Annotated in this window: 17 protein-coding genes and 4 pseudogenes; 8 read left to right on the top strand and 13 right to left on the bottom strand. The window is 59.0% G+C overall.

The window, feature by feature from the left end; all coding sequences use genetic code 11:
- The first annotated feature begins 22 nt into the window (after positions 1–22).
- On the top strand, positions 23–964 hold the full coding sequence (locus P0D73_RS26980; RefSeq protein ID WP_408316151.1) for a LysR family transcriptional regulator: 942 nt from the start codon (positions 23–25) through the stop codon (positions 962–964).
- A 38-nt stretch (positions 965–1,002) separates the two neighbouring features.
- On the opposite strand, the pseudogene P0D73_RS26975 reads toward P0D73_RS26980, so the two are convergent.
- From P0D73_RS26975 to P0D73_RS26960, 4 genes and pseudogenes are all read right to left on the bottom strand, one after another.
- Positions 1,003–1,595 (bottom strand): annotated as a pseudogene (locus P0D73_RS26975) (IS5 family transposase).
- Between the two features lie 346 nt (positions 1,596–1,941).
- The gene (locus P0D73_RS26970) at positions 1,942–2,883 is read right to left on the bottom strand and encodes a LysR family transcriptional regulator (RefSeq protein WP_408178770.1); all 942 of its coding nucleotides are present in this window, start codon (positions 2,881–2,883) and stop codon (positions 1,942–1,944) included.
- A 135-nt stretch (positions 2,884–3,018) separates the two neighbouring features.
- The gene (locus P0D73_RS26965) at positions 3,019–3,555 is read right to left on the bottom strand and encodes a carboxymuconolactone decarboxylase family protein (protein ID WP_408316149.1); all 537 of its coding nucleotides are present in this window, start codon (positions 3,553–3,555) and stop codon (positions 3,019–3,021) included.
- Positions 3,556–3,614: 59 nt separating this feature from the next.
- Positions 3,615–4,628 carry an HPP family protein gene (locus P0D73_RS26960; RefSeq protein WP_408316147.1) on the bottom strand — a complete coding sequence of 338 codons (1,014 nt, stop codon included), beginning with the start codon at positions 4,626–4,628 and terminating at the stop codon, positions 3,615–3,617.
- 100 nt (positions 4,629–4,728) lie between these two features.
- Here P0D73_RS26960 and P0D73_RS26955 point away from each other — a divergent pair, with 100 nt between their 5' ends.
- Complete coding sequence (locus P0D73_RS26955; RefSeq protein WP_408178681.1) at positions 4,729–5,604, top strand: LysR family transcriptional regulator; 876 nt, start codon at positions 4,729–4,731, stop codon at positions 5,602–5,604.
- A 157-nt stretch (positions 5,605–5,761) separates the two neighbouring features.
- Here the strand turns inward: P0D73_RS26955 and P0D73_RS26950 are convergent, their stop codons facing one another.
- The 4 genes and pseudogenes from P0D73_RS26950 to P0D73_RS26935 all read right to left on the bottom strand — a co-directional run.
- Complete coding sequence (locus P0D73_RS26950) at positions 5,762–7,255, bottom strand: acyl-CoA synthetase (RefSeq protein ID WP_408316146.1); 1,494 nt, start codon at positions 7,253–7,255, stop codon at positions 5,762–5,764.
- 19 nt (positions 7,256–7,274) lie between these two features.
- Positions 7,275–7,568, bottom strand: a complete 294-nt coding sequence (locus tag P0D73_RS26945; protein ID WP_408316144.1) for an alpha/beta hydrolase — start codon at positions 7,566–7,568, stop codon at positions 7,275–7,277.
- A gap of 235 nt (positions 7,569–7,803) precedes the next feature.
- Positions 7,804–8,505: a potassium channel family protein gene (locus P0D73_RS26940; protein ID WP_408291221.1), complete on the bottom strand. Its 702-nt coding sequence runs from the start codon at positions 8,503–8,505 to the stop codon at positions 7,804–7,806.
- A 205-nt stretch (positions 8,506–8,710) separates the two neighbouring features.
- Positions 8,711–8,890, bottom strand: a pseudogene (locus tag P0D73_RS26935) (transposase); the annotation flags it as partial.
- A 241-nt stretch (positions 8,891–9,131) separates the two neighbouring features.
- Between P0D73_RS26935 and P0D73_RS26930 the strand changes: the two are divergent.
- The 4 genes and pseudogenes from P0D73_RS26930 to P0D73_RS26915 all read left to right on the top strand — a co-directional run bounded on the left by P0D73_RS26930 (position 9,132) and on the right by P0D73_RS26915 (position 13,731).
- On the top strand, positions 9,132–9,977 hold the full coding sequence (locus tag P0D73_RS26930; RefSeq protein WP_408291223.1) for a transglutaminase-like domain-containing protein: 846 nt from the start codon (positions 9,132–9,134) through the stop codon (positions 9,975–9,977).
- A gap of 376 nt (positions 9,978–10,353) precedes the next feature.
- Positions 10,354–11,574, top strand: coding sequence for an NHL repeat-containing protein (locus tag P0D73_RS26925; protein WP_408316142.1), 1,221 nt, complete (start codon positions 10,354–10,356; stop codon positions 11,572–11,574).
- 645 nt (positions 11,575–12,219) lie between these two features.
- Complete coding sequence (locus tag P0D73_RS26920; RefSeq protein WP_408316140.1) at positions 12,220–12,531, top strand: DUF4148 domain-containing protein; 312 nt, start codon at positions 12,220–12,222, stop codon at positions 12,529–12,531.
- A gap of 581 nt (positions 12,532–13,112) precedes the next feature.
- A pseudogene (locus P0D73_RS26915) lies at positions 13,113–13,731 on the top strand (FMN-dependent NADH-azoreductase).
- 788 nt (positions 13,732–14,519) lie between these two features.
- On the opposite strand, the gene P0D73_RS26910 reads toward P0D73_RS26915, so the two are convergent.
- Positions 14,520–15,980, bottom strand: coding sequence for an alpha/beta hydrolase (locus P0D73_RS26910; protein WP_408316138.1), 1,461 nt, complete (start codon positions 15,978–15,980; stop codon positions 14,520–14,522).
- Between the two features lie 598 nt (positions 15,981–16,578).
- Positions 16,579–17,787 carry a cytochrome P450 gene (locus P0D73_RS26905; RefSeq protein ID WP_408433478.1) on the bottom strand — a complete coding sequence of 403 codons (1,209 nt, stop codon included), beginning with the start codon at positions 17,785–17,787 and terminating at the stop codon, positions 16,579–16,581.
- 113 nt (positions 17,788–17,900) lie between these two features.
- Here P0D73_RS26905 and P0D73_RS26900 point away from each other — a divergent pair.
- Together P0D73_RS26900 and P0D73_RS26895 are read left to right on the top strand one after the other, a co-directional pair.
- Positions 17,901–18,338 (top strand): annotated as a pseudogene (locus P0D73_RS26900) (IS3 family transposase); the annotation flags it as partial.
- A gap of 719 nt (positions 18,339–19,057) precedes the next feature.
- The gene (locus tag P0D73_RS26895) at positions 19,058–20,248 is read left to right on the top strand and encodes a porin (RefSeq protein ID WP_408178692.1); all 1,191 of its coding nucleotides are present in this window, start codon (positions 19,058–19,060) and stop codon (positions 20,246–20,248) included.
- A gap of 231 nt (positions 20,249–20,479) precedes the next feature.
- On the opposite strand, the gene P0D73_RS26890 is transcribed toward P0D73_RS26895, so the two are convergent.
- The 3 genes from P0D73_RS26890 to P0D73_RS26880 all read right to left on the bottom strand — a co-directional run bounded on the left by P0D73_RS26890 (position 20,480) and on the right by P0D73_RS26880 (position 23,480).
- Positions 20,480–21,448 (bottom strand): LysR family transcriptional regulator, encoded by a 969-nt coding sequence (locus tag P0D73_RS26890; protein WP_408433510.1) that lies wholly within the window; start codon positions 21,446–21,448, stop codon positions 20,480–20,482.
- A 181-nt stretch (positions 21,449–21,629) separates the two neighbouring features.
- On the bottom strand, positions 21,630–21,866 hold the full coding sequence (locus tag P0D73_RS26885; protein WP_408316132.1) for a hypothetical protein: 237 nt from the start codon (positions 21,864–21,866) through the stop codon (positions 21,630–21,632).
- Positions 21,867–22,343: 477 nt separating this feature from the next.
- Entirely contained in the window at positions 22,344–23,480 is a 1,137-nt protein-coding gene (locus P0D73_RS26880; RefSeq protein ID WP_408178695.1) for a porin, read from the bottom strand.
- Between the last annotated feature and the right edge of the window lie 62 nt (positions 23,481–23,542).

Here is a 23,542-nt window from a genome sequence, read left to right as displayed (position 1 = left end):
CATTGCATGAAAGGAGCCCCCCATGCACCTGCATAGCCGAGCCTTGAAATATCTTGACGAAGTCACGCGCACTGGTTCGATCCGCAAAGCGGCGATGTCCTTGCATGTCACCCCTTCCGCAATCGACCGGCGGATACTGTTGCTAGAGGAGCAACTCGGCACGGCGATCTATGAACGTCATGCATCTGGCTTACGCTTGACGGCCGCCGGCGAGATACTGGCTCAACATATCCGACGGACACTGCAGGATCTGGAGCGCACCAGATCCGAGATCGAGGATTTGCGAGGCCTGCGCCGAGGACGAGTCTCTATTGCGGTCATTGAGGGGGTGGCAATTGATCTACTTTCAACAGTGCTCACTGAATTCGGCAAGAGTTATCCCCACATCACCTTTTCCATCACCGTTGCTCCCTCGGCTGCCATACCAACCCTGGTTGCGTCAGGCGAGGCCCATATTGGCGTGTCGTTTAATTCGCCGATAACTCGTGGGGTGCGTCGCATCGCTTCGGCCGAACTTGAGATAGGCGTGGTTATGCGCCCTGATCATCCATTGGCCTCAAAGAAATCGATCAGGGTCGTGGATTGCGCGCACTATCCGATTTGTTTTGCTACAACCTCTATCTCAGTTACGTCCGTCGTCAACGACGCTCTGTCGCAACAGAACATCGACCTCGAACCGTTTATCATGTGTAACTCGGTGGAGACGTTGAAAGCGTTAGTGCGGGACGGGGCCGGCCTCATGTTCAAAAGCCGGCTTGGAATCGAACGAGAGATTCGGAATAACGAGCTTATCTTTCGGCCACTCGTGGAAAAGTTGACTGAACGTTTATTACTCATTGAACAAAGCGGACGTAAACTTCCACCGATTGCATCAAAACTTCAGGAATACTTTAAAGACGCATTAGCCACCATGGAAATGCCACGTAACCGTGGGGCTCATCCTCGAAGAGATTGGGAACGATAGAGTGAGCAACTCATAGCTCGACATCGGGAACTGTTTTATTAGGGTCTGTTTACATTTACGACTGGGCCAAACGCGCAGCCAGGCGATGCAAACACGAGATAGCTCTCCGCGAGCTTGTCATGTCGAGTGGAGACGCGGTGACAATGCTTGATGCGATTGAAGAACCGCACGACCAGGTTGCGTGTACGGTACAGGACACGGTTGTAGCGGCGCTTTGTGTTGCGATTTGAACGCGGGGGGATCACGACCTTTGCGCGGGTAGCCCGAATCCGTTGCGAAATGGTCAGCATCGTAGCCGTTGTCTGCGATAACCGCTCCCGTGCGCAGATGCTCGACCAGTTGCACGGAACACGTGATGTCGACGGCCTGTCCTTCAGTGACGATCAGTCGCAACGGGCGACCCTTCGAATCCTCCGCCAGATGTAGTTTGGTGCTCAATCCGCCTCGGGAACGTCCGAGCGCTTGCGGCCCGCTTTTTTTAACGCCACGGACTGCCGGTTCGGGCAATCCATAGCACCGCTTCGAGGAACCAGCGATTGTTGAATGCCGTTGGGCCAGGGTCGCGTTCCTTGCCCGGCAGGATAGCTTGGACTTTGTTCCATACTTCGTCGCTCAGTAACGTTCGTACCATCCTGTGTCGCAGCGCAAAAGACAGGATGCAAACACATTTTTTCAAATGTAAACAGACCCTAGCGCGCCGCAGTCGGCGGTGGCTTCGACGGTTCACTAGCGTTCTGTGAGCGGCGGTCCATGCACGGTTCTCCCGGCGGGGGTGAGGGCTCGCCCCGTTGTATTCGTTGAAACTGGCGTTTTACTTTGCAACTCGGCAGTCAACTGATTCCTGCAAACTATTGCATCCACCGGTTGAATCCGCCACCCTGAGGAGCCATTGCGTCCGCAAAACAGGAACGTCCGCTCACGTCGTGACCGGCCATTCGGTAGCGCCGGACGACTGTCTCCTCGCGGCCGGGTCGTGCCTATTGACCGGACGATTGCCGTTCTTTCGTGTCACCAAGTCCCGCCAGGAACCGCTCAGCCAAATCGGATGTGTCCAGTCGCTCGATCCACCACTCCAATGCTCGCCCCACCTTGTCTTCGCGCCAGGCCAGGTAGCAATTTGTCAGTTCACGCACGCCGACAATGTGTCGGGCGACGAGTCTCCCCTCATGGATCGGCCCTTCCGCTACGCGCTCGGGCAGCATTCCGACAGCGATACCTTCGCACAACGCTTCAACCTTCGCGCCCAGTGTCGGCACGACAATCACCATCTGTCCATCGTGTTTGGCCACCGATTGAGGTGGCAGCTTGCGCGAAGTGTCGCTTATGACAACACCTCGGTATCTTGCGATCGTCTCGCTTCGCAACGGCTCGAGGATGCCTGCTAGTGGATGGTCCGGTGCAACGACGAACACGTGTCGGAGCGTGCCGATTGGTCGAGCTGCGATGTTGGCGGCATGCGGCGGCTCACCAAATGCACCCACGGCCAGATCGGCCCGTCGGGTAATCAGCGCATCCCAGACTCCCCCAAGCACCTCGGTGGAAAGGCGTAGTTGGGTAACCATCTCGAGATCGTAGAAGGCACGTACATACGGCCACAAAGATGCGGAAGGCAAGATTGCGTCGAGGCATATCCGCAGCTCCGATTCCCAGCCGTCTTGTATTCCCTTTGTTCTGATTTCCAGATGTCGAGCAGCGTGTAAAAGTTGCCGCCCTTCATCGACAAGGAAGCGACCGGCTTGCGTGAGTTTTGCTCGTCTGCCGCTGCGATCGAAAAGCTCGACGTTCATATCGCCTTCCAGCTTCTGCACGAGGTACGTGAGTGACGAAGGAACTCGATGCAACGACGTTGCTGCTTCAGCGAATGTGCCAGTGCGGTCAATCGCGTCCAAGACCGCAAGAACTTCAAACGAAAGCTTTATCGCCACAGACGTTGCGTCCTCAGTTGTTGCTACCCGTTGATCGCCGTCAGCGCGAACATCGAGCAATTTTCAGCAGCGCTTGCGCTCGCTTGGCTCACGCAAGTACTATGAATGGAAGGAGCCGATGCTTTCGCACTAGTCCGCAGCAGGGAAGTCGAGCGTAGTGTCGTTGATACGGTTAAACAGATTGGTGAATGCAATGCTGGCTATGGCCATCGCGACATCGACGATTTGTGCATCGGTGACACCGGCCTGTTTGACCTCGGTTATCACATCGGTTTGAACTGTGCCGCTCGTTGTGATTAGATGCAGCACAAACTTGGCCAACGCATCATCGTGCGCGTCGCCCGACGGCCGGGCCTGACGCAACGCCAGAATGGCCTCACGGTCAAGGCCCATTTTTTTGCTCAACAGCGTGTGTGCGGCGACGCAATAGCCGCAGCCGGTTGTCTGTCTGACGACCAGTTTAACGACTTCGATGTCTCGTGCGCTCAAGTTGCTCTTTTTGAGCGATGCCTCAAGATTGAGTACTGCCTCCAGCGCGACCGGGCTATTAGCACCGATTCCAATGTATGAATTCGGGACCTTGCCGACAGCCGCTTTGACACCTTTAAACAATTCGGCCGTGTGGCCGGTGGCTTCAGACACTGAGATAGTATGGAAGCGAGGCATGTTGTATTCCTTTGGGGCGGTGAAAAATAGGCAAATAGCGGGCGGATGGCGCGTGAAGCTTAGTGAACCTGATCAGTCATCCGCTGTGAGCGTGCGCTTTGATCAAGCAATAGGGGACGAGCGAGCAGAAATGCGCCGACAAGCGCCGCACTACCCAGTGTGACAGCGAGCACGAAACGCCAATCAGGGTGCAGCATGATCTGTGGCAAAAGACCCACCGTCAGGGCGGGTGGAAAGTGGAGTCGCAGTGCACGTAACGTCACGATTCCGACCAGCAACGAAACGACGACGGACAACGGGCCGGCGCCGAACCACAAAAGCGCGGCGAGCCCCGCAGCGGCGGTGATCGTGCAGACAAGGGGCAAAGTGAGGGGCCGCTTCGCCCATGGACGGATGTTAGCGTTGGTGAAGATCTCGAATGCGGTCATAACAAGTGGGGGAAACAGGATCAGCCGTAGACCGGTGACGCGGGCTAATCCGTACGCCACGAGAACAAACCCGAAGAAAATGAAAATGGGTAGCCACATCCTGAGCCGGGGCGCACGCTCAATTTCATCGGCTTGGGCCACGGTATCGAGCGCGGGCGCCTGACCAACATCGCCCGAAGCCAATATACGGCCATAGATCGTGGAGACGAGGGCCAGAATCGCCATCACGGCAGCGATGGAGATTGGATACCACCAGCTCGTGATACCGAACACGAGGGGCAGAAAGGCTGCGGAAATGGCTGGCATGATGGGCGAACGCATCAAACCGATGATCAGTATCGCGCCGGCAATGGTCATCGCCACCGACCATAGGCTGTACACCATCGCTTGCGTGAGCGCGGTGCCCAGTGCCGCGGTCACAGAGGGCGTGATCGCCAGCATGACCGGCGAGCGTGCCCACTCTCCCGCGGGGCGCGTGAATACGTCATAGCTCAACGCGGCCAGTTCGGGAAAAAGAACGTAGAACGCGCCAGTCAAAAGCGCCGCCTTCGCGACAGCAGCGAGAAGGACAACCGAAAGCACTGGCCCAAGGATCAATGCGTCGGTGAACGTGCCACGTCGGTCGCGGCGCATGGAAATGCTCATCAGAAATAAACCCTACCGGCTTGCATAGTCCGATGATAGGGATTTCGGATTTGTGCGAATATTCCCCGTATCTGCAACCCTACCTTGCGTTAATGCACCGATGTTCGATTGGGAAAACATTCGATATTTCTTGGCTATTGCTCGCATCGGGACGCTGTCGGGCGCCGCCCGAAGCCTCAAGGTTGATCACGCGACGGTGAGTCGGCGTTTGAGCGCACTGGAGAGCGAAATCAAGACCTGCTTGATCGAGCGCCAGCCCAGGACTTGCAGGCTCACGCCGATCGGCCAGCGCGTGTTCGAATTGGCGCAGGAAATGGAAGAAGGCGCGTACGCTGTCGAACGACTCCTGGACGCCAGCCGTTCGCCGCTGAGCGGCAAGGTCACGCTCAGCGCACCGCCCGTCCTCGTGGCGAATTTTCTGGTTAAGCATCTAGCAGACTTTCGTCGTGCAAATCCAGGCGTACAACTGTCCGTTTCGTGCGAAGCACGTCAGGTCTCCCTAAGCCGAAGGGAGGCAGATGTTGTCCTGAGACTGACTCGGCCGGAGGAACTCACGAGCGTCGCGCGGAAGCTGGGGCGCGTGTCGTTTGGTCTGTACGCGAGCAAGGACTATCCTCATCTGCACGATCCGTCCGCCTGGGAGTTCATCGCCTATGACGCTGGCTTCGTCGGCGTGCCACAGCAGAAGTGGTTGACGAGCGTTGCAGGGAAAAGGCCTATTGCCTGCGAAATCAGCGATATCAATGGCCATCTGGTAGCGGCGCGGGCAGGCGCGGGCGTGGCGGGTCTCCCAGATTTCCTGGCGGATACCGATGCGAAGCTGCAGCGCCTCACGTACGGTGGCGAAGCGTTTTCGCGAGATATCTGGATGGCTGTTCATCGAGACTTGCGCCGTTCGCCGCAAATACGGGCAGTCATGGACTTCCTGGTGAAAATCGTAGCCGAAAATCCCGCCTTGGCGGACCATCGACCCTAAGCGGACGCTCGTTGCATTGACGCGAACGTCCCTTGTTGGCCGAGCCCGGTCCCCTGCGATGAAGCGATCAGGCTCTCCACGCTCTCGTTGTCGTACTTTGTGAAGGGCGTATGCGCCCAGCCGGCGATTGCTGTTGCCATGTAGACTCTTCCGGTATTCAGATCTGCTTGCGCAATTCGCGCTTCAGCACCTTGCCCGTGCTGTTCTTGGGCAACTCGTCGATGAAGAGGAAGCGCTTGGGTCGCTTGAAGCGCGCGATGTTGGCCAGGCAATGCGCGTCCAGTTCCTCCTGCGTCACCGACGCGCCGCCGCTGAGCGCGATGAAGGCGACGACGATCTCGCCCCACTCCGGGTCCGGCGCGCCGACCACACATACTTCGGCCACGCCGGGATGACGCAGCAGCACTTCCTCGACTTCGCGCGGATAGATATTGCTGCCACCGCTGATCACCACATCCTTCGAGCGGTCACGCAGCGTCAGGCAGCCGCGCTCGTCGAAGGAGCCCATGTCGCCGGTATGCAGCCATCCTCCGCGCAAGGTGTCCGCCGTCGCCGCCGGATTGTTCCAGTAGCCCGCCATCACTACGTCGCCGCGGCAGACGATCTCGCCAATTTCGCCGGCGGGCAGATCCCTGTCCTGGCTATCGACGACCCTGACCTCGACGCCGGTGCGCGGCCAACCAACCGAACCGAGCACGTTCTCGCCGGCGTCCACGTGGTCGCTACAGCGCATGCCGGTGATCGTCATCGGCGCTTCGCCCTGGCCGTAGATTTGTGCAAGTACGTGGCCGAAGGTGTTGATGGATTTTGTCAGCTCATCGACGTACATCGGTCCGCCGCCATAGACGATGCAGCGCAGGTGGCGGGGACGCAGCCCGCTGCGCTCGACCTCCTGCCGCAGGCGTTGCACCATCGTAGGCGGGAGAAAAGCGCCGCATGATGCATGCACGTTGCACAGCGCGAGGAATTCGTCCGGCTCGAACGCACCCGAAGCGGGAATCACGTGCCGCGCGCCACGCGCGATGTAGGCCGGTATGTACATGCCCGAGCCGTGCGACATCGGCGCGGCATGAATTTGCGATGCGTGCTCGTCGATCTGCTCGATGTCGGCCAGGTGCGCCACCGCCATCGCCAGCAGGTTACGGTGCGACAGCATGGCTCCCTTCGGTCGACCGGTCGTGCCGCTGGTGTAGAACAGCCATGCGAGCTGCTCCGGCCGCACCTCGACCGGCATGGCAGGGGCGGCATCCAGGCATTGCTGGTAAGCCGTCTCGCCGATGGCCACTACCGGACGCTGTGCGCGCAACTGCCCTGCCAGCGGCAGCGCATGTTTCGGCGAGGCGAACACCACGGCGGCTTGCGCATCCTCGGCGATCTGCGCCACTTCCTTCGCATGCAGATTGGCGTTCAATGGCACGGCCGCCATGCCGGCCCCCCAAACGCCGAACATCAGCTCGACATATTCCGGCCGGTTTTCGCTGACGATGGCGATGCGGCTGCCGGGTTCGTACATGCTGCCCAGTGCATTCGCCAGCGCGAGTGCGCGCCGGTGCAGTTCCGCATAGGTGGCAAAGAGTTCCGTGCCGTGGAAAACCGCCTCGCGGTCGGCAAAGCGCTGCGCGGAACCGTCGAGCAGGTGGAACAGGTTCACTTGCAATCTCCAGGGAAAATCAATGCACGCCGATACGGCGCGCCGACAGCCAGTCGAAAATCAGGGAGGTCGCCTCGGCCAGCAACGCGCGTTGCCCGGCGTAGTAGTGGGTCGCTCCCTTGACAACGTGGAAGGTGTTGTCGGTTGATAGCGCGGCATCATGCAGCATCTTCGAATGCGGCTGCGGCACGGCGTCGTCGGCGCTGTTTTCAATCACCAGTAGCAATCCGCCACCGCTCCAGCCGGCCAGCACGACTTTTTCCGAGCCGAGTAGCGCCTTCCATACGATATGACGCGGCGGCCTGGTGTTCAAGGAAGATGCTGGAAAGAAGGTCCGCGCCAGCCTTGGCATTGAAGTGACGTCTCGCCTCACTGGCGGCGCGATGTCGCTGCCTTGGCGCTTGCGGCCGAAGTCCTTCCAGAAGAGCATGAATCCGTGTTGACCGTCGTCCGCAGGGGCAACACTAAAATTGAAGGGAAGCGGTTCCGTCCTAAGAGAACCTTTGCACAATCGGCGAAACCTGACCCTCAGGGTCGGCACAGTGGCATCAGGATTTGTTCGAACCGGACCCGCTCCCTGCGACTTGCAAGGACACCAGTCGTGCCAGCACGATAGCGGGATAGAGTTGACCGATCAATGCTTCGAGATTCGAAAGCGACCTCGCCACGTGCGCGACGGGCGTGATATCGCCATACCCTACGGTTGTCAACGTGACAAAACTAAAGTACACCAACGTCGAGCGAGCTACGGAACCGTCATGCGCCGAAATGCCTACAAAAGAACCGGGAACTACGATGCTGATGAGCTGATACGCGTCAGCCCAAACGAGCCCGACCAACATGTAAAGCGCGACTGCTCCCCCGATCCGGTCGCGTGTCACCGTACCGGCTCCGAACACCTGCGTCCCCATGAGCGCGCCAAGCAGCGTAAGTGAAAGGATTCCAACTGCGTCACGGATCGGCAGCCCGGAACCATTTGGCGATAACCATCCTATCCAGCGCACGACGATCGCGACGAACATGACCAACGCGATCCACGCGAGTCCTTTCGAGCGGCCTGGGGCCGCCGCCACTCCGCACACGAGAATCGACGACAGAAGCACGTCTTGTGCGATTCTGTCGATCACACTGTTCGACGTAACAACGACCGGCAGAACGAACACCGTGATGATGAGCAGCACCAGCAGAATGACCATGCCGCCGTTGCGCAGCCGTGCGGCGCGCTCTCGCCAACGTTGTATGTATGTCATGATCCATCCCGCTTAACGTGCATCCGCGTCTGTCGCAAGGCCCGGGTGCGATGGGCAACTGCTCGCTTCGGCCGAGTCGCCGGTCACGCCTATCGCGTCAAAGGGCAGTTTATCCCCTCGTCAGCGGACATTCGCGAACGGATCGCGACAGACCGTGTATGGCCGGCACCTGCCTGACGCGAAAGACCGTGACCGACCCATTGCCGATCTGGAGCATCACGCCAGGGTGATAGGACGGGCGGCCCGTGATCGCCGGCATGGTACCGTTGAAACCAAGGTCTGCAACGTCCAACTCGTCGACGAAGGCGTCTATGACTCTGACCGGGTTGTCCTGTCCGATGTAGTCATCGACGCATTCGGGGAGTAGTGCGACCTGCTTGCGGTCATCGCATTCAACGAATCACTAGCGCACGGGGAGAGGCGTGCTGCGCTGCCTGTTGCTGCTCGCCGTCATCGAGATGAGGCGAGTTGGAACCGGTATCGCTAGCGGGCATGTTCGGAGTCTTCGGAATGTCGCGGGGCATCCGGCATCGGCGTGGAGAACGCCGCCTCGGGAACGGCCGTTGCTCTCACTTTCGTCAAGGCGTCAGTCAGGCGCCCGCAGTGCCGCCGATAAGGGTGATGGAATGAGACTTCGCGTGGGTTACGAATTGGTGTACGAGTGTCCGCAACCGACGCCGATGCTTCTGATGCTTAACACGCACTATTCCCGCGCACAGGACATGCTCGTTCCGGATCACATAAACACCGTACCGTCGGTTCCGCTGCGGCAGTATCAGGACACGTTCGGCAACCTTTGCACGCGTCTGACTGCGCCGCCAGGCGTCCTGACGCTGTCGGCACGCGGCCTATTCGAGGTGCCGCCGAATCACGAACTATCCGGCTCCAGCGACTATCAACATGCGATAGAAGAACTCCCCGACGAATGCATGATGTTCCTGCTCGGCAGCCGCTACTGTGAAACCGATCTGCTCTCCGAGAGTGCGTGGCAACTCTTCGGCCAGACGCCGCTCGGACGTAGTCGCGTGCAGGCGATTTGCGACTTCGTGCACAACCATGTCCGCTTCGACTACAACTGCGCCCGCCCGACGAAAACGGCGTGGCAGACGTGGCAGGACGGTGCGGGCGTCTGCCGCGACTACGCGCACCTTGCCGTCGCGATGTGCCGCGCGATGAACATTCCGGCGCGCTACTGCACGGGTTATATCAGCGATGTGGGACTTCCACCTCCCTACGCACCGATGGATTTCTGCGCATGGTTCGAGGCGTATTTAGGCAACGGCTGGGAGACTTTCGATCCGCGTAACAACGCGCCGCGCACGGGACGGATTCTGATGGCGCGCGGCCGCGATGCTGCCGATGTCGCGATCAGCAATACATTTGGCCCGTCGCTGCTCAGCAAATTCACGGTCGTCTGCGAGCCGGACAATGGACCCTCGAGCGACCTGCGGCGAGCGAGCCTCCGGACATAAATCGCCATGTCATGACGACGACACGGTCATGCAACTTTTTCTCCGTGATGCCCGGCTCGGTTGCAAGCCATTGCTGTGTTCTGGGCGCGTATGATCAAACGGATCTTCGCGGCCGTCTACCACGCGCTGAATTGGGGCGCAAACCATCACGAGAAAATTCGGTTTGGCTGGAGTTGCCCTTTGATCTGCTCGCTGTGTGCGACGGAGGGGCACGCGCGTCTCCGCTGCGGGCCGCCCGAACACGTCTTCCGGCACCGACATTGCTGTAGCAGCTCACAACCTTGCAATTGACCGCCAGTTTCATACGCTAGAAGTACGCCTTACGGTGTTCGACCTCCTGGGCTTCCACGCGCCACGGTTCAAAAGGAGAATAGTGATGGCAAACGCGACAAAGTGGATCACGGTGCTAGGCCACAGCATCGCCGGTTCAAGTTGGAAAGCACCATGTCGCGTCTCTTGTCGGCGCTTCCTTCGCGCTTGGCTCGGCGTGCTCTGCGCCCTTCTGCTGGCAGGCAACCTCGCGCAGGCTGCTACTGTCCATGGAGGCGATATCCTGGTTGTCGACGCTCGTGCGAGCAAGCTGTTTCTTGTGAATCCCAATACCGGCGCCCGCACTATCATCAGTGACTTTCTGGATCCGACACAAGGGCCTGTGGACAGATCGTTTCTCGCGGGTGTCGCCATAGGACGCCGGCAGATTTTCGTCGCCGCTGCTACTACCGGCATTTACGCGGTCGATCCGCGCACCGGTAATCGGACCCTCGTGAGCGACTTCACCACCGGGCCATTTCGTGGAGACGTCTTTGGCTCGACAGTGGATGCGTCCGGACGTCTCATGACAAATTGGGCGCAACCGCAATTCGGTGGCGCTCCGAGGTCAATTGTTCGCATAGATACACTGACTGGCACCCGCGTTGTGGTCAGCGATCTCGCGAACCCGGCTCAGGGCGACGTGTTCAATTGTTGCGTCGCGTACTTTACCGACCTCGCGCTGGAGAAAACCGGGGCGGTGGTCGCAAGCGTCACGTGGTTCGTCCCCGTCGGCCCCAGCCGGGACGTAGGAGACATGTACCGGGTCGATCCGGTTACGGGTCAACGATCGCTGCTCAGCGATTTCAACAGCCCGGCACAGGGTGCCACCGACCTGGTACCTTCAACCGGCATTGCCGTCGAGACCTCCGGGCAGATCCTGGTCAATTCGCATGGGTCGTCAATTGCGCCCGTCCCCAGAAATCTGCTTCTGCGAATTGATCCCAATACCGGGAACCGTGCTGTCCTCAGCGATTTCGACAATGCTGCGCAAGGACCGCTTGGGTGGCGCCTTTCCGGCATCGCCCTGGAGCAGCCGAGGGCGGGAGGAATAATCGTTGGCGCGGGTAACCCGGCGAATAGGGTCACCGACCCAACCCTGCTCTTCCGGGTTGACCCGCAGACCGGGCGACGGACTTTGCTTAGTAATTCAAGGAATCTGAAGCAAGGACCGCCGTTCGTGTGGATCTCTGAGATTGCGGTTGTGCCGGAAAACGCCAACGACGCGGGGTTTGTCGCCGCACCCCGAACAAATCCGTTCGCGAGTCCATTCGGACCGCTCGAATGAATTGCAGCGCAGACACTTCCGCAAGCCCTTTTCTGCCGCGCTGACCGCGCGGCTCCCGTCGGCCTTTGGGTAACCGCAGTAGGTGGTCGTCTTCGAGCGCCGGCGGCGCGGCACCGCCGCGCCCGAGACTGATCGCAAACGACTGGAGCACGAAGCTGGACGACAAGGTAGCGAGTCGAAGAGACTTTCAGGGAGCGACGACGGCTCGGGTGCGCGCCTCGCGTGAGCATTCGCCGCGCGCTTTCCTGACCTGGCTGCTAATAGCGAGGCGGGAACAATGCTTGCGTGTCGCAAGGCAAGTCAAAAGGAGCCTGACATGGCCGAACAGCACAAACCCAGCGAGAAGGTTCAGACGTCTGGGATCTATAAGGGTGAATGAAGGCGACGGTGGCTCCGGCTCAGAAGTGACGTGTGTCGAAGGCGAGCATTTTCCCTCAACGCGCAGCGGCAAGGGTGTGCGCTAGTTGGTTCACGGCGCGACGCACTCGCACAAGCGCGGCGAGCTTGACAGCGGCAACAAGTAGGTATTAGCCGGCAGCAAGACGGCATCGTCACTCGAAGGACGAAACGACTCGACCACGAGACGCCGGGCGCGGCGGCATGCCACTGGGCGGGCTGCCACCATCGTAGGGAAGGACACGTACTATGAGAAGGGCGCCTGGAATACGGTCAATACTTTCAGCTCTGGTGCTTTTGCTCGCCGGTTGTGCCGTCGGCGGCAGGCCGTATGCCGGGCCGCACCTCAGTCCAACAGAGTGCCGCGACCTAGCCGCGCTCAGGACCAACGCGCCTCCTACGATGGCGCAACACCATAGCGAACTGGCTGCCTTGAGGAAAGCGGGCTACAACCCGTCACCGTGGTATGACGATCCATACTACCCGGATGACCTACAAGCGGCACAGCGCCTGGTCGACTACTGGTTCCAAACGGAGTGCCAGCAGCCTCAACCCGGTTGAGAAAGTCAAGGTGAATGCCAACCCCTGCAGGCTTAGCGGCGCGCACTACCTGCACGTCGCATCGCGGTCGTGATCCCTTGGCGCGTGCGGTGGAAATCATCCAAGGGTTCCGCACTCAACGAGTCCATCCGATGCGGCACAGTTTTGATTGGGCCAGTTGCGCTGGCTGCAAGGCTTTAGGACTGAAGCCTGCCAATCCAAACGTATAAGCGCACGATACATACGGAACACTGCAGCGACCGTTCGTAGAATGGTTTCTTTTGGGCCGTCCGTCTATCTTGATTCCATGGTAGCGCGCGGCTCGATTCCGGGCCAAGCAACCACCGTGTCTCCTCGCTCGTGCGTCACCTGTCGCGAGCTTCGCCCGCCCAGCCTCGGCTGTCGCGGGCTCTTTGTTTACCCGCCCCAGCGGCAGGTGCGGAAGCAGCCGCAGCCGGCAGAGCGATGCCGATGCTGCAAAAGGGTACAGGGGGCGTGCCGTGCAACCTGTCGCACATGATGAACTTGCACGGGGCCAACGCATCGATTCAGAACTGAAAAAGCTCTCTCGTAACAGGGAAGCTTGCTTGAGGTTAATTAAATTGAACATTCTGCAAATCAATTCCAGCGCCCGTAGCACTGGATCGGAATCAACCCGCCTCGCTGACATTGTTGTATCTCGGCTGCAAATGGCGATCACACAGCGCGACAGTCATCCGCCGCGACCTTGCCAGCGCACCGCTCCAACATATCGATGAGTTTGCCCTTACCGCGTTGTTCACCGCGCCGGAGGAACGTAATGCCGAACAAGCTGCTCGCGTAGCCATCGACGATGCATTGATTGCAGAAGTACAAAGCGCTGACGTGTTAGTGATCGGCGCACCAATGTATAACTTCGGCGTGACCGTTTAACTCAAAAGCTGGCTCGACGCGATTGCCCGCGCACGGGTTACATTCCGGTATACGGAAAGCGGTCCGGAAGGTCTGCTCAAAAACAAGAAAGTCATCGTGGCCCTCGCACGCGGTGGGATTCACAAGGACGGTCCATCAGACAGCCAGGTGCCATTTCTTAGAACCATGCTCGCGTTCCTCGGTATGACGGATGTGCAATTCGTCTACGCTGAAGGCATCGCTTACGGTCCGGAAGCTGTTTCGAAGGCTCAGGCCGATGCGGAATCGCAAATCGATGCGATTCTGTCGCCTGATAACTGGAATCGATGAGGGGGCCGCACTAGTCAGGTCGGGCCGCCAGTCATTTCGTTGGCAAAGCATCCAGCGCAGCCTAATATCCCGGGCGAGAGCAGCCGCTGGCTAAACTACGGTTTCCGAGCAGTGGTGTGAACTGACGCTGAATGACCTAAGCCGCACTAACGCGGCGAGCCGGAAGATCCTCTAGCCATGAAAGGAAAGGTGAGAAGTTAATGCCGGGCCTTGAGCGAGTGCGACCGGTGGCTGCGTATCTAGGCAAAGATTTCTGCTGTTAGTTGGCCCTCTTCTTTTCGGGACATCTCGACGGGTCCTGGTGTCGGGAAAGCAGCCGGTCGGTCCCCGCCCGTATGCGTCGAATAGAGGAGGCCTGGTAGCACCGGCAACGCGACGAGGACCATGGCAATGGGGAGATCGACCCTTGACATCACCGCCCAAATAAAGAAGCAATCGGTGATTGTCGTCGCCGAAATTACTAGTAAGCGGTCATTGCAGATCGAGCCGCATTCTATTCGGGGCACGCGGAAAGAAAGGGGTATAACCCGGCTCGGTGCCTCTCCGCTGCGAGGCGATTCAGATGAGCACGATAACTCTCAGCGCCTCGGCCTGGGGTGCAGGGGATCGAGTGTTCGAATCACTTTGCCCCCACCATTGATCAAGTAGTCATAGGATAACTATCGCGAATCTAACTTTATCTAGCGTTCCCTAACGGCGTTTGCATTCGCGTCTTCGAAATGCATGGGGTCAAGGAATGGAACTCGGGAACACCACCGGCCTTGGGCGTTTTTGTTCATCGTAGGACATCAACCTGTCGTGAAATTCAGCGTGATTTGTCTGGCGCAGGTCGGGTCGACCGGCTTCGTCGGGTTGTCGAGGAAGGCGGCCATGATCGAGGGCGCGCACGTGGACTTGCCGAGGACCGAGTGGCCCGTGAAGGGGAATGGCACGACTTGGCCGTTCTTGAGGTCCGGGGTGATCACGTCGACCCACTCGGGCGCTGTCGCGGCATCGAAGGTGCCTTCGAGGATCAGCACTGGCACGTCGCTCACGATTCGGGCGCTCACCGCCGGGTCCGCCTTTCCGACGTTCCAGATCGGGCACTCGGTGAAGAGTCGTCCCTGTTTGGGCTGCACCTTTAGCACTCGGTCCGGGAACCCGGGGAGCGCCGCCTTCGCCTTCGCCAACGTGGCAGCCTCGGTGGTGAGATTGGCGCTCTCCGCGCAGAACACGTCGAGGGCCAGACCGACGCCGCCCAGTCCCACGAAATCATGCGGGCCTCGTAAGGCGAGATATGTGGCCGCGACCGCGCGGGGGTCGCCTCGCGCCATGTCGGCCATCATCTTGGGGATACCGGAGGCATCGCCGCGCTCGCTCGCCATGATGATCGTATAGGCGAAAGAGAACCCGTCGACGTTGACCCTCACCAATGCGCCGGACTCGTCCTTCACCTGGGTGACCGCCGGTGTCTGGTCGAGGCGGTTCACCGTGGCCGTGAAGTCCGATTCCAGGTTCGGGAAAGCCTTGGCGCAGGTGGCCTGGGCCGCACACGCGGCGAAGATCGCCTTGAACGAGCTGGCCGGAGCCGACCACCACGTCTCGACGATGTTGACCGTGGGGGGCGACACCGAATCGAGGACCACGCTTCGGATGCCCTGTGGGTGATCTCGCAGGACGGTCAACGCCAGCCTCGATCCGTAGGAGACCCCGTAGACGTTCCAGCTGTCGATGCCCAATGCCACCCGGAGGTCGGCGATGTCGGAGGCGTTCTCCGTGCTGTTGTAGGCAGCGAGGTCGACGCCGGTGGCGGCCAACTGGTCGCGACACTCCTTGATCGCCGCGGCGTCTGCGGCGGTGCTAGATTCCGCCGCGAAGGGAAGGCTGACCGCGTCGAACAAAAACTGCTCCCAGCCGGGACATCGCAGGAGGGAATCGGCGCGGTGCGTGCCACGCTGGTCAACGAAGATGACTTCGCGGTCGGCGTTGAGTCCGTGCTCGACCATGAACGCCACCTCGAACGACCCGGCCCCGCCGGGGCCGCCCGAGAGGTAGACGACTGGATCGCGCTTGGGCGTCGCCGAGACAGCGGGTGCGCGCATCACGAAGATACGGATACGGCGCCCGTCGGGCTTGGCCCGATTCTCGAGCACGGTGAGGTAGCCACACTGAACACCTGACGGGAAGTCGAGTTCGGGAAAGCCTGCGATGTTCGGTTGGGGACACGGTATGGTCCGGAAGGACGCCGCACGAGTGGACTTGCTGTTCAACAAGCCGTTCCCCGAGCATGCGGCCATCAGGCATACCGCCACGAGGCACACCGCCGCGATTACCACGCAATGCTTCGCAGGTCTCATCACGCTCGGCTCTCCCATATGCAATTCGTTCTGTTGCGAACCGCGCTGCCAGATTGGGTATTAATGTCGAAGGCGCTGCACGGCAGAGAGGCGACATTCCAGCAGTGGACAACATTCACACTGTGGCGATAGTACACGTCATCGTGTTGGACGTGCTTGTGCTTATCCGCCTCGGTTCTCTGCTGACGAAAGGGTCATACGCAGACGGGGTTTACCGTCGCGTTTTGCTTCCAGGCGGTTCGTCGGTATCTACTTCGTCAAGAAACCAGGCGAAGGGGGGCGCCCGCGACCGAGGGCGAGTTTCGCGCAGCGACGACGGGCAGAACGCCGTGGCGAAAGCGAGGCGTTGCAACGTCCGCTTTGCTGTTTTTGCCGGAAGTCGGCTGTTGGTCGAACTCAGCCTGAAGCTGAGCTTCCTTGGCCGGCAAGTTTCATCACTGAGGTTCACAAAGAATTCTGGTTCAAGCCAATACGCATTGATGTTTCGAGTGCGCGCGCGAGCCGAGGAAATTCACGTGGTCCGTGCTGACAGATGCACCGGCATGGCACTCAGGACCATGGTGAAGGCATTCATCTCTCGAATCGTACTTGGGTTGACAGCCATTCGGATCGAGAAGTTGGCCATCAGCATCGACAGCGCCAGGCGCATTTCCACAGCGGCCAGGTGACGTCCCGGACACACACGTGGCCCGGCGCCGAATTGCCGGTACGCACGTGAGTCGTGCGTGGTGCGCGGGCGGCTCCCGTCATGCAGCCAGCGATCAGGGTCGAACTGCAAAGGATTAGAGAAATTGCGCGCGTCGAGTGTGGCGGCCCGATTCAAGAAAAACATTTTCGTACCAACCGGTAGCATGATGTCGTCGAGACACACGTCTTCCAATGGCTCAAACGAGTTGATCGCGACGACAGGACATAGCCTTCCAGTTTCCGTACAAACCGCTTCGGGCAGATCCAGTTGCTTCAACGACGTAAAGTCCGGGCAAACGGGAGCTGAGCCGAGCACACCGCGCGACGAGTCAAAGAGTCTCTGTTGCAAGGCCGAATCGGCAGCAACGTTTAGCAGCGTCCACGCTACCGAATTCGCTGTCGTGTCTTCGCCTGCAAGCAGTAGCGTGAGAACATTTGCAGCGACCTGGTCGTCGGTTACATCGGACTCCGGCGCGTCGCGCATAACCAGCATCGCTTCAAGGAGATGACTTGGCAACTCCGACGGGTCATCGCGCATTCGTTCACGTGCCCGGCTCATCATATTTCGCACGTATCCGTGGGCTTCGATCAGAGAGCGGTCGAGTTCGCAGTCCCGAGGGAGTTTCACATATCGCCAGTATGGAAAAGGCGCGTTGATACGATTCGTTAACATCGGAAATATAAGCGCGAGATGCTCTTGTATGACACCACGGTGTTTTTTTAGAGTTCTCGGATCTTCACCAAAAGCAAGAGCACTGGTGACATCCACCGTGTAGCGCTTGAGATCGTCAGTCATCTCGACTACATTTCCGTGCGCCGCTGCGCGTTGCCAACGTGGGTAAAGCCTCTCCGTAGTGGCCTTAAGACTGGGATAAAAGGCTTTGATATGTGGAATGGACAACGAATGCATAAGCAGTTTTCGTTGAGGCGCCCACGCTGCGCCCTCGGCAGAGAAGAGTCCGTTGCAGCCGAGCTCCTCCAGCACCGACTCTATCGATGCATGACGGCGATACCGGTGCGGACGTTCGCGCATTATGGTTTGGCCTCACGCTAGGGTCCGGGTGAGCGAACAACAAAAACCAAAGCGCCGTCACCGTCATGTGTGGCATTTATATCTTGGATCGTGGTCCAGAGGGGGCGCGATCTGGTGCCTTCAGAATGGCCGAGTTGCCCTTTATCGATCTGCACCGCGACGCCTTCGGGCTCGAGCCAATCTGCAAGGTCTTGCGGATTGCCCCGTCGGGCTACCGGCGTCATGCCGCACAACTTCACGATCCGTCGCCGCGATGTGGCCGCGCAAAACGCGACGAGTTTTTGCGGCCGCAGATCAAGCGCCTCTGGCAGGACAACATGCGGGTCTACGGCGCGGACAAAGTCTGGAAGCAGATGAAGCGGGAAGGTGTCGCAGTGGCACGTTGCACAGTTGAGCGGCTGATGAAGCTACAGGGTTTGCGCGGCGTGATTCGCGGTAAGCGAGTGCGTACTACCATCCCCGAAGTATCGGCCCCACGCCCGCTGGATCGTGTCAACCGTCAGTTCAGGGCAGACCGGCCAAACCAGCTGTGGGTTTCGGATTTCACGTACGGTACGCCCAGCCAGCGTAGCCCGCCCGTATGGGGGGTGAAGCTGCTTGAGCATGTCTGGAATGCAGTACCCGGAGAAGTTGACGTTGCGGTACCGGGGCATGCCCTCTCTCTGCTGCGAGAGGAAGTGAGCCGAAGCGGCTGTGACTTGCCGACACTGGCAAGGTGACGTAGTCCGTGGGAAACGGGGCTTGTGGCGAAGCGGGTACGCCAAGATGAGCCTCCAGACTGAGCATGGGACGGTTGAGGAAGACGAACCTGTTAAACCGCATCTGAGGATTGAAGTGTCACCCCTGAAGGTACTGCTGCATCACGGGCGAATGGGTCGCAGAGGATATAGCGGCTGGAGCGATCAGGGGCGTTGGCATAGGTCGGATCAAAGTTGCTTTGGCGCAGAGTCTGCGCCGGATTTCTCTCGCCACCGCCCAACCGTCCATAAATTCAGCAAATACTCCATACAAACTTCTCGGTTTAGTGGGTTACTGACGGGCTTCAGTACCGGTCTTTTCAGAACGGGGCGAAGAAAGCCCCGGGAAAACCCTATTAGGATCCCTACGTGTTGCCATGAAAAAAATAAACGGCAAGCAGTCCGAGTCAAATATGAGGCGCGTAGGTGTCAGTATTTTGATACACAATTTTGTTTCGCTTCGTTAATCCAAGGATATCGAGTTACCCTCCCGTTCGTAACAACAAAGCGAATCATTCTGCGCGGAGAAACGGATGAAACGAATTGCATTGTCGACCCTCTCGCTGGCATTGCTTGGCGCTGCAGGCGCAGCTCATGCACAAAGCAGCGTGACGCTCTATGGCTTGATCGACGAATCGATCCAGTACATTCACAACGCCAACACGGCCAACGACAACCTGTGGCAGCTGGCAGCCGGCAACCTGCAGGGTAGCCGCTGGGGCATGAAGGGTACGGAAGACCTTGGCGGTGGCCTGAAGGCGATCTTCCAGCTGGAAAGCGGCTTCGATCCGAATAACGGCAAAAGCCTCCAAAGCAGTCGCCTGTTCGGTCGTCAGGCGTATGTCGGTCTGGCGCACGACGCCTACGGTACGTTCACGATGGGTCGCCAATACGACCCGCTCGTCGATATGGTCCAGCCGCTGACGGCTGACAACTACTTCGGCAGCACGTTCGCGACGCCGGGCGACGTTGACAACAACGACAACAGCTCGCGTACGAACAACGCCATCAAGTACGTCTCGCCGGTGTGGAGCGGCTTCCAGTTCGAAGGCATGTACGCTCTCGGCGGCGTCGCTGGCGCAACGGGTTCAGGCCAATCGTGGGCAGGCGCAGCAACGTGGAGCGGCGGTCCGTTCAGCGTTGCTGCTGGTTACTTCCGCATGGAAAACGGCAACACGCTGGCAAGCCGCGGTTTCACTCCGGCAACGCCGGCTGGCGTCTGGGGTTCGGGCGCGACGTCGGACGGTACGTTTGACGGCTCGAACATCAACGGCGCGTACCAGTCTGCCAAGCAGATCGACATCACTTCGGCAGCTGGCCAATTTGTCACGGGTCCGTTCACGTTCAACGTGCGTTACAGCTTCGCGCAGTACAAGCCGGACGCATTCTCGGGCTTCGCGTCGCAGCAGAAGTACCAGGTTGCTGGCGCTTACGCAGGCTGGCAGGTCACGCCGGCAATGCTGCTCGGTCTGGGCTACACCTACACGCACGGCTCTGGCGATGCGTCGGCAAGCTACAACCAGGTTTCGCTGGGCGGCGACTACAGTCTGTCGAAGCGTACCGACCTGTACCTGATCGGTGCTTACCAGAAAGCAAGCGGCCATCAGCGTGATCAAAGCACGGGCGCCATCGTCGACGCAGGCGCATCGGTTGGCTCGTATGGCTTCGGAGCAGGTTCGTCCAGTCAGGAAATCGTCAGCCTGGGTATCCGTCACAAGTTCTAATAGAACGCATGACATACGGCTCGAAACGTCGGGCCGCACTCTTAAGCCAACCACGGGTGCAAGCCCAAAGGTTGGCTTTTTTGTTTTGTCATGTTCCTTGCACCCACACGAGGGCGCGTCTCCGTGAGCGATAACCGCTTACTCAAAGAACTCAAAGTGAGACCGGTATTGGCTCTCTAGTCTAGCCCTCTAATCGAAAAGTCGCGTTTATTTCGAGGTATCGTCAGTACCTCAGTTTTGTATGTCGTTTGCGGACATGCCGTTGCCAGCCGACGCCGCAGCAAGAGGCGCGAACGCGGCCTCATCACTAGCAAGACGTTGGGGCAACACTTCCTGCAGATACTCGACCCATGTCCTTATTTTTTTATCGAGAGGCAGGGGAGATGAGTAAACCACGTGGACATTACGCGTGTTCACCCTGTACTCAGGCAGGACGCGCACCACTGACTCAGCACGCAGTTCTTGCATTCCAACCCGAAGGGGCAATGGGCCTACGCCCAGACCAGCCAGAATGGAATCTTTGAGTACGTCGCATAGGTCGCTCAGAAGAACTGTGTGGCCGACCGAACATGCCTCATGACCCAATGGCCCCTCAAATTGCCATTCCCCAGATGACACATCGCCAGCGAGATCAATGCACCGATGTTGCTTAAGGTCATAAGGTGTCTTTGGTACTCCGTAACGTGCCAGGTAGACAGGTGAAGCACAGAGGATCGAAGACATCGCACCAAGACACTCAGAGCTTATGCCGGGTACGGGCGGTTCTGATGAGCAAAGAAGTACGACGTCGTGATGGCCAAGCATCGCTTCCTGTATCTGCTGCACCAGTGTAACGCTCACCGAAACCTGCGGAAATCGCTCCAGGTAGCCTGATATCAGACCCGGTAGGTGGTGCCGGTCAAAGCTCGCGGAGACGCCGATCCGAAGTGTCCCAGAGGGCTCGGCGCTCACTCCCAACGCCTCAGCCTCCGCCTGTTCCAAATGTTTGAGAATCACTTCGCAGTGGGAAAGATACCGCTCCCCTGCCTCCGTCAATGCCACGTGCCGAGTCGTCCTATGCAACAGACGTATGTTCAAGTGCGTCTCAAGGTCTGCTATAGCGCGTGATACCTGAGATGTAACGAGGTTGAGTTCTTGTGCTGCCGTGGTAAAGCTGGCAACTGATGCTACGTGAGAAAAGGCACGGATGGCCTGTAACATATCCATGGATCGATTTCGCTCCGTTCGGGCGTTAAACAATCGGTCAATGCCTGGAAACTGACTAGTCATACCACGGGGCGATTTTTTGCCGACCGGGACTGCGATGAATACACCTCTGTGCCCGAGGGGTCCGCATCCTTGTGCGAGCGGCTTTCTTTGGGGAATGTCGCCATAGTGTACTTCAGCAGAAAGGGACGGAGGTTTGCGAAGCGACGGCGAGGTTGAAATGCACGCGGCCGACGAGATTCCAGGCCGGGTGGCGCAACTTGAGGAAATCCTGAAGCGAGACTTTTGTGGTCGCCAGTTCCTGGTTCAAGGCAGCATTGATCTCGCGCCACAGCGTGGCCAGCTCATCTGCCGTTAGATACTCCCCGCCCGTCAGCGGCGGCGCATCGGCAATAAGGCAGTCGTGTTTCATCCGTCAATAGTGGCGCAGCGTCCTCCGGCACCGCAAGCAGGTGACCACTGGGCGTCAGGTGTGGCGCGAGAATATCGGAAGCAGTCAAACACGCCCGTCTTCATTGCACTGTTGCAGCAAGCCGTGAAGCCGCCTGTTTTCACGGAAAGCTTCGGAATCATCCAGCAGGCCCACCGGCCCAGTGCGAACTGAGCGAAGCTCCGTTTTCGCGTGGTCCGTTCGAATTGTGGGGTTGACCAAGCGTCCGGGGTATGCCTGGCCGCTGCGTTGCGCATGTCCTATGAACGGTCTTTTCATCTGCTGTAGGACAACCTGATTGCTACGTATTCACTCACGGAAGTTCGCCCCCGGCTGACAACCTTTGGCCTTCACGGCGGGCCGTGCTTGACGTGTCCCGCCGCGTGTCACAAATGCAGTGCACACGCGGTGTCGCCCCACCCCGCGAATTCGCAGGTCGCGCTTGTGCATGCGCTTGCTCTAGAAGCGATGACGCAGGCCCGCCGTCACTTCGACCTGGTTGGTGGTCGATGAAGGCGCGCTCAGTCCATTGATGAACGCCACCCCGAGTGCGGTGTTCTGGCTCGTGCTGACTGACTGGTAGACACCCTGCAGATACACGTCCGTGCGTTTGGAGAGCTTGTAACCCGTCTGCAGGCCAACCTGGTTCCAGTGCGGAGCACCGCTTCCGGCGTTACCGCCCGCGCGTGAGTATGTATACGCTCCGGACACGTTCATCGCTGGCGTCAGGTTATAGCGGATATTGCCCTCGAAGTTCTGGATATGGGTGCTCAAGCCAGTCTGGAATATCTCAGTCAGGTTGGTCTGTGTGTATACGAAACCAACGACTGCCGGTCCAAACGCGTAGTTCACCCCCGCTCCCCACGTCTGCTGGCGCGCGGCAGTGAGCGCCTGGCCATCCGTCACGGCGCCGTTGGCATTGAAGTTGGCCGCCGCCTGCGAGCTCGCGCCGTTATTCAGGTGAAGGTACCCGGCACCGAAGTTCAAGGGGCCCCAACTGTACGACGCGCCCACGCTGTATGCACGGTTGTTTGCAAAAGCGCCTGCTGCGTTGGAAAAGCCGTACAGCCCACCGAATTGGAAACCCGCATAGTTCGCACTCTGGTACTTGACCGAGTTGTTGATCGAGAAGGAATTGTTGTTCAGGTTATCGTTGTTGAACGGGTGGGCGAAGTGCGTTCCGCCATACTCCGTGCCAGTCAGCGCCAACGGCCCCACATAATCGATCATGCTGTCGTACTGGCGACCTAATGTGACAGCACCAAAGTCGACGCTCGACAGGCCGACAAAGGCCTGACGCCCAAACTCCCGACCGCTTTGTGAAAAGGTCCCGTTGTTCACGTTAAAGCCGCTTTCCAACGTAAAGATTGCCTTCAGACCACCCCCTAGATCCTCCGCTCCGCGCAGGCCCCAGCGGCTGCCCTCCACCGAGCCGCTCGTCATCTGCACGTTGCTGCGGCCGCCTTGGCTTGTGAGTTGGCTGTTCGTGTAGGTGATGCCGGCATCGATCAGGCCGTACAGCGTGACGCTGCTTTGGGCCTGTGCGGCACTCGCAAGCACGCCTAGAAGGGCTGCCGCCATAAGGTTTCTTTTCATTGCATCACTCCAGAAAATTACGGTGAAATAGCTTCACAAAATGGAGAACGCAGATCTCGAAG

Source organism: Paraburkholderia sp. RL18-101-BIB-B (genome assembly GCF_046026985.1).
GTDB lineage: Bacteria > Pseudomonadota > Gammaproteobacteria > Burkholderiales > Burkholderiaceae > Paraburkholderia.
Note: the sequence above shows the minus strand (reverse complement) of the source record. Positions and strands in the feature narration are given on the sequence as shown.

Coding starts and splice junctions, on each gene's coding strand:
- P0D73_RS26980 (WP_408316151.1), top strand. CDS start 23: ATGCACCTGCATAGCCGAGCCTTGAAATATCTTGACGAAGTCACGCGC.
- P0D73_RS26965 (WP_408316149.1), bottom strand. CDS start 3,555: ATGCCTCGCTTCCATACTATCTCAGTGTCTGAAGCCACCGGCCACACG.
- P0D73_RS26880 (WP_408178695.1), bottom strand. CDS start 23,480: ATGAAAAGAAACCTTATGGCGGCAGCCCTTCTAGGCGTGCTTGCGAGT.
- P0D73_RS26940 (WP_408291221.1), bottom strand. CDS start 8,505: ATGACATACATACAACGTTGGCGAGAGCGCGCCGCACGGCTGCGCAAC.
- P0D73_RS26930 (WP_408291223.1), top strand. CDS start 9,132: ATGAGACTTCGCGTGGGTTACGAATTGGTGTACGAGTGTCCGCAACCG.
- P0D73_RS26890 (WP_408433510.1), bottom strand. CDS start 21,448: ATGTTACAGGCCATCCGTGCCTTTTCTCACGTAGCATCAGTTGCCAGC.
- P0D73_RS26960 (WP_408316147.1), bottom strand. CDS start 4,628: ATGAGCATTTCCATGCGCCGCGACCGACGTGGCACGTTCACCGACGCA.
- P0D73_RS26905 (WP_408433478.1), bottom strand. CDS start 17,787: ATGCGCGAACGTCCGCACCGGTATCGCCGTCATGCATCGATAGAGTCG.
- P0D73_RS26925 (WP_408316142.1), top strand. CDS start 10,354: ATGGCAAACGCGACAAAGTGGATCACGGTGCTAGGCCACAGCATCGCC.
- P0D73_RS26885 (WP_408316132.1), bottom strand. CDS start 21,866: ATGAAACACGACTGCCTTATTGCCGATGCGCCGCCGCTGACGGGCGGG.
- P0D73_RS26955 (WP_408178681.1), top strand. CDS start 4,729: ATGTTCGATTGGGAAAACATTCGATATTTCTTGGCTATTGCTCGCATC.
- P0D73_RS26920 (WP_408316140.1), top strand. CDS start 12,220: ATGAGAAGGGCGCCTGGAATACGGTCAATACTTTCAGCTCTGGTGCTT.
- P0D73_RS26895 (WP_408178692.1), top strand. CDS start 19,058: ATGAAACGAATTGCATTGTCGACCCTCTCGCTGGCATTGCTTGGCGCT.